7 protein-coding genes are annotated in these 4,480 nt (G+C 52.8%); 3 read left to right on the top strand and 4 right to left on the bottom strand.

Features of this window, described 5'->3' with window-relative positions; genetic code table 11:
• Together RTY00_RS20420 and RTY00_RS20415 are read left to right on the top strand one after the other, a co-directional pair.
• A partial coding sequence (locus tag RTY00_RS20420; protein ID WP_312665868.1) for a substrate-binding domain-containing protein occupies positions 1-696 on the top strand: 696 nt, incomplete at its 5' end.
• 30 nt (positions 697-726) lie between these two features.
• On the top strand, positions 727-1,077 hold the full coding sequence (locus RTY00_RS20415) for a DUF3147 family protein (protein WP_008102074.1): 351 nt from the start codon (positions 727-729) through the stop codon (positions 1,075-1,077).
• A gap of 44 nt (positions 1,078-1,121) precedes the next feature.
• Here RTY00_RS20415 and RTY00_RS20410 read toward each other — a convergent pair whose 3' ends face one another.
• The 4 genes from RTY00_RS20410 to RTY00_RS20395 form a co-directional block, all read right to left on the bottom strand.
• A complete protein-coding gene (locus RTY00_RS20410; RefSeq protein ID WP_312665866.1) occupies positions 1,122-1,655 on the bottom strand; it encodes a cysteine hydrolase family protein in 534 nt (177 codons plus the stop codon).
• 288 nt (positions 1,656-1,943) lie between these two features.
• On the bottom strand, positions 1,944-2,234 hold the full coding sequence (locus RTY00_RS20405) for a hypothetical protein (protein ID WP_312665864.1): 291 nt from the start codon (positions 2,232-2,234) through the stop codon (positions 1,944-1,946).
• Between the two features lie 116 nt (positions 2,235-2,350).
• Positions 2,351-2,602, bottom strand: coding sequence for a regulatory protein YcgZ (gene ycgZ / locus RTY00_RS20400; RefSeq protein ID WP_312665862.1), 252 nt, complete (start codon positions 2,600-2,602; stop codon positions 2,351-2,353).
• A 285-nt stretch (positions 2,603-2,887) separates the two neighbouring features.
• Positions 2,888-3,721 carry an oxidoreductase gene (locus tag RTY00_RS20395; RefSeq protein WP_312665860.1) on the bottom strand — a complete coding sequence of 278 codons (834 nt, stop codon included), beginning with the start codon at positions 3,719-3,721 and terminating at the stop codon, positions 2,888-2,890.
• Between the two features lie 111 nt (positions 3,722-3,832).
• Between RTY00_RS20395 and RTY00_RS20390 the strand changes: the two genes are divergently transcribed.
• Positions 3,833-4,480: AraC family transcriptional regulator (locus RTY00_RS20390; RefSeq protein WP_312665858.1), on the top strand; the 648-nt coding region annotated here is incomplete at its 3' end.

Here is a 4,480-nt window from a genome sequence, read left to right as displayed (position 1 = left end):
GCGCAACTTCCTGTCAGCGGTTTAGTGTTTCTGACCTCGCTGTTTAGCGATGAGTTGAGTGTGGCAGCCGATATCCTGCCGCAGGCCAAAACCGTCCATCTCAGCCACAGCGCCAGCGCGGATGCCAACGTCGTGATTGCCGATGGTTATGACGCAGGTGCAGAGATGGGATTGTTGCTGCTGTCGCAAGGTCACCAACGTTTCGGCTTTATGCACAGCCAGGAAAACAGCGCGCCTGCGCGCCAACTAGACGGTTTTGTCGCCAGCCTGCAAGCAGAACAGAAAGAACTGAAAATCGAGCTCTCTGCCGGTGGCAACGATCGCGAACTGGCTTATCAGGCGATGACGGCGTATTTGAAGAAAACCCGTGCTGCCGAGCGCATCAATGCGCTGTTCTGCGAAAGCGATGTGTTGGCTTTTGGCGCGTTACAAGCGGTGCGCGACTTCGCGCAAGGTGCGCATGTTGCGGTGGTGGGTTTTGATGATGTCGATGAAGCGCGCGCGTCAACCTGGCATCTGACCAGCTGGGCGCAGCGTCGTGATTTGCTGGTGGCCGAAGCGTTAAATCGTTTATTGGAGAACCGTGCCGATACCAGTAACGCCTGGCAGCAGGGCGAATTGCAGGTGCGCCATTCGCATCACGGCAAACACGTGCCGGGCGAAATGTCGCAGTGCGGCTGTGCGATTCGGCATTGATAGCCGAAACAGGAACGGAAGGAGATGTTAATGCTGTGGCTTATCGCCAAATATGCCATTACTGCCGGCATGGTGGTGCTGATATCTGAAGTGGCTAAGCGTAGCGATCGCCTCGGTGGACTGATTGCCGCGCTTCCATTAGTAACCGTGCTGGTGCTGATCTGGATGAAGCTGGAAGGACAAAGCCAGGCCAAAATTGCCAGCCACGCGTGGTACACCTTCTGGTATGTGGTGCCGACTTTACCGATGTTTGTCGCCTTTCCGTTTCTCTATCAACGCCTCGGATTCTGGCCGACGCTGATTGCGAGCTGCGTGCTCACCATCTTGTTATTTCTGCTGTGGGCCACGCTGCTCAAGCGTTTTGGCATTGAGCTGATGTAATTTTGCTAAGTGAAAAGAGGGCGTTTGCCCTCATTTCCAGTCACTCAGAAAGCATATGCGGCGCTTGAAACTAGCTGTACAAAGGGCCCAGCAAGGGTTTGATTATGGTGCGCAATAATCTGCTCAGCGCTCAGCACGCCGTTATCCACCGAAGTATGTCCATCATCAATCAGCACCACGCGAAAACCTAAATCTGCGGCAGCGCGACAAGTGGTATCCACGCAGTATTCGCTCTTCATTCCAACAATTACTAACTCTTGAATATCGGCACTTTTCAGCGCTGCCAGTAATTCAGTGTCGCGGAAACAGTTGGGATAGCGCTTCACAAATACCCGATCGTGCGATGCATCCATCTGCAGTTCAGGAATCAATTGAGTCAGTGGGCTGCTTGCGGCGAAGGGCGATCCATCTGGTCCGGTGTGGCGGGCGAAGAAAACCGGTGCATGCGCTTGATGGGCTAACGCGATCAGCTGATTGATATTGGCTATAACAGATTCCGCAGCAAAGGGCGCTGGCGAAGCGTGAAATAAGCCGTTCTGCATATCAATGACTAATAAGGCTTTATGTTGTGGCTGCATGGTGTGTCTCCTTTCTGCATGCTATGAACGGAGACCATTCCCCGTCCAGTGATTGACGGGGCTGAGGATGCTGGAGCTTATCTCTTCGCTACAGATGCACACATGCCGCCGCCATATGCGGTGGTGGTTGTGGTCTCTGTGGTTAATGCGTTGAAGATAGACATAAAAGCTCGCCAGAATGTGGTGTGAGTTTTGAATCTAACAGAGTGCCGCGAGAAAACAAGCGTGAAGTGTTAACAGCTGTGAAACAAAAAGGCGCGCGCGGATTAACCTGCGTTCGCCCAATGTTTAATGCTTGGTTCCATTCCCTGAACCGTCACGATTGCGGAAAATATGCGTCACATTGTCGGTATTTTTGATCGCCACTCCGCTCTGTTGCGGGGTTTCAATATGATTCATCACTTCCGACATCGCGCGGCTCAACGCTTGCTGGCGCGGAGGATCGCACTCAGTCGATGCCATCCCACGCAACTTATCCAGCAGCGCGCGGGGTGAAAGCGGGCCGGATTTTTTCAGCAACTGTAAAATTGCATCGCCCATGATGATGTCGGTGAGCCGTTCTTCATCACTTCTGTACATAGATTCTCTCTGGTTACCGCGGCAGACCTGCGGCAAATAACAAAGTGGATTCAGTCTTACCAGTATGCAATGAGGCGGAAACCACTTGGTTAATTCTCAGGCCAGCTGCGCCTGGTTTAGGATTCTCGTTCTACGGAAAACATCAGTCCAATTAATTGCTGATAGTGAATTTCTGATTCAGTACCGCGCGCTTGTTCCATGCGGCACAGCAACTTGGTACACAGTGTTTTACGGCTTAGCGTCCGTCCGGAACGCAAGATTTCAACCACAATCTGCCCCAGCGTTTCCTGCTGTGAAGGCAAAGAGGCTTCTTTGAAGTACCGCGCAATAGCTTCCGACGCCGTGGAAAAGTTACGATCCTGACGCATGGTTCCATCCTTAAGGTTGACGTATAACTTTAGCCATCAAACTTATACAAATTTAATTAATATGTACAGGAATATGGCGAATCAGCTGCACAGCAATTTGGCCAAAAGTGCTAATTTATTGTTAACAATAACTTAAGAGATTGATAGTTAATGCTGAGTTTATTAAGCGCAATACTCGTCACTTTAGCGTCTTTCGGTCGCCATAAATGGCGACCCTACAAAGGATTGACGCGTTTTTGTAGGGTGCGCATTCATGCGCACCTGCATATTACCGTTTGTATTCCATCAGCCATCCGTCGAGCGCGTCAGCGTTTCCCAGCGATCTATCTCTGCGCTAAATGCTTCAATCTTCTGCCGTACCAACCCCAAAGCATCACTGCCCAGCAACAGATGAGCCGGTGGATTGCTGCTTTCGATCACCTCCAGCATCGCGCTGGCGGCTTTGAGCGGATCGCCCAATTGCTTGCCGCTCTTCGCCTCTCGTGCCTGGCGAATCGGGTCGAACAGCGCATCATAATCGGCGATGCTGCGTTCACTGCGAACCATGGAACGACCAGCCCAATCTGTGCGAAACGATCCTGGTGCGACGGCGGTCACGTGGATTTTGAACGGCGCCAGCTCTTTGCTCAGAGTTTCTGAAATCCCTTCCAGCGCAAACTTGCTGCCGCAGTAATAGCTGATCCCGGGCATGGTGATGAACCCGCCCATTGAGGTGATGTTGATGATGTGGCCGTGACGGCGCTGGCGCATAAAGGGCAGCAAGGCTTTAATCATCGCCACCGCGCCAAACACGTTGACGTCAAACTGACGGCGCATCTCATCCAGCGATGACTCTTCCATCACGCCTTCATGGCCGTAACCGGCGTTGTTCACCAGCACATCAATCGGGCCAACACGGGATTCAACATTGGCAATCACCGCATCAATGGCGGCGAAATGGGTGACATCCAACTCATAGGCGAAAGCATTTTCCGCATGCAAACTTTCAAACTCAGCCTTTGCTGCAGTATTGCGCACTGTACCAATCACGCGATAGCCACGACTTAGCGCAACCTGTGCCAATGCGCGACCAAATCCGCTGCTGACGCCGGTAATGAATAATGTTTTAGTCCTGGACATTTGCGGGTTCTCCTCGAAAAGTAGAGGATGCATAATATTCTGGCGATTAAATGGCATTAAGACCTTATCTTGTATATTCCTTGCCTAATCTTATGAAGGTGATGTTTCTCGATGAAAGAAACGCTCCAGCTGAAAACGGTAGAACTGCTTAAAACGCTAGCGTCGCAGGAAGGTTACAACCTGACTGCGCTGCCGGACGTGCGCATCCTGCGTTCCGATCGGCCGCTGGAGCGCACGCCGGTGCTGTACGATCCGGGCATCGTGATTGTGTGTCAGGGATCGAAGCGCGGTTTCTTTGGCGATCAGGTCTATCTGTACGATGAGCAACATTATCTGGCGGTTTCGGTGCCGGTGCCTTTTACCATGGAAACAGCGGCGTCAGTGGGACATCCGCTGCTGGCGATTTACCTGCATCTCGACTTCACTGTGGCGACTGAATTGCTGTTGCAGCTGGAGCAGCAGGATGTGGCGTTTGAGAGCCAGGCGGCGCAGAGCATGATGTCGAGCCCGATGGATCAGACGCTGCGCGAGACGGTATTGCGCTTTCTCACCACGCTTAACCACCCGCTGGATGCGAAGATGCTCGGCCCCGCGCTGGTGCGTGAACTCTATTATCGCGTGCTGACCGGTGCGCAAGGCAGCGCGCTGCGAGCAGCGCTCACCTTGCAGGGTCAATTTGGCAAAGTGGGCAAAGCGCTGAGCCACATTCACGCACACTATGCGCAGCCGCTAACGCTGGGACAACTGGCAGCGCTGGCG

Source organism: Pantoea sp. CTOTU49201 (genome assembly GCF_032054795.1).
Taxonomy (GTDB): domain Bacteria; phylum Pseudomonadota; class Gammaproteobacteria; order Enterobacterales; family Enterobacteriaceae; genus Pantoea; species Pantoea symbiotica.
This window is presented reverse-complemented; position numbering and strand designations above follow the sequence as displayed.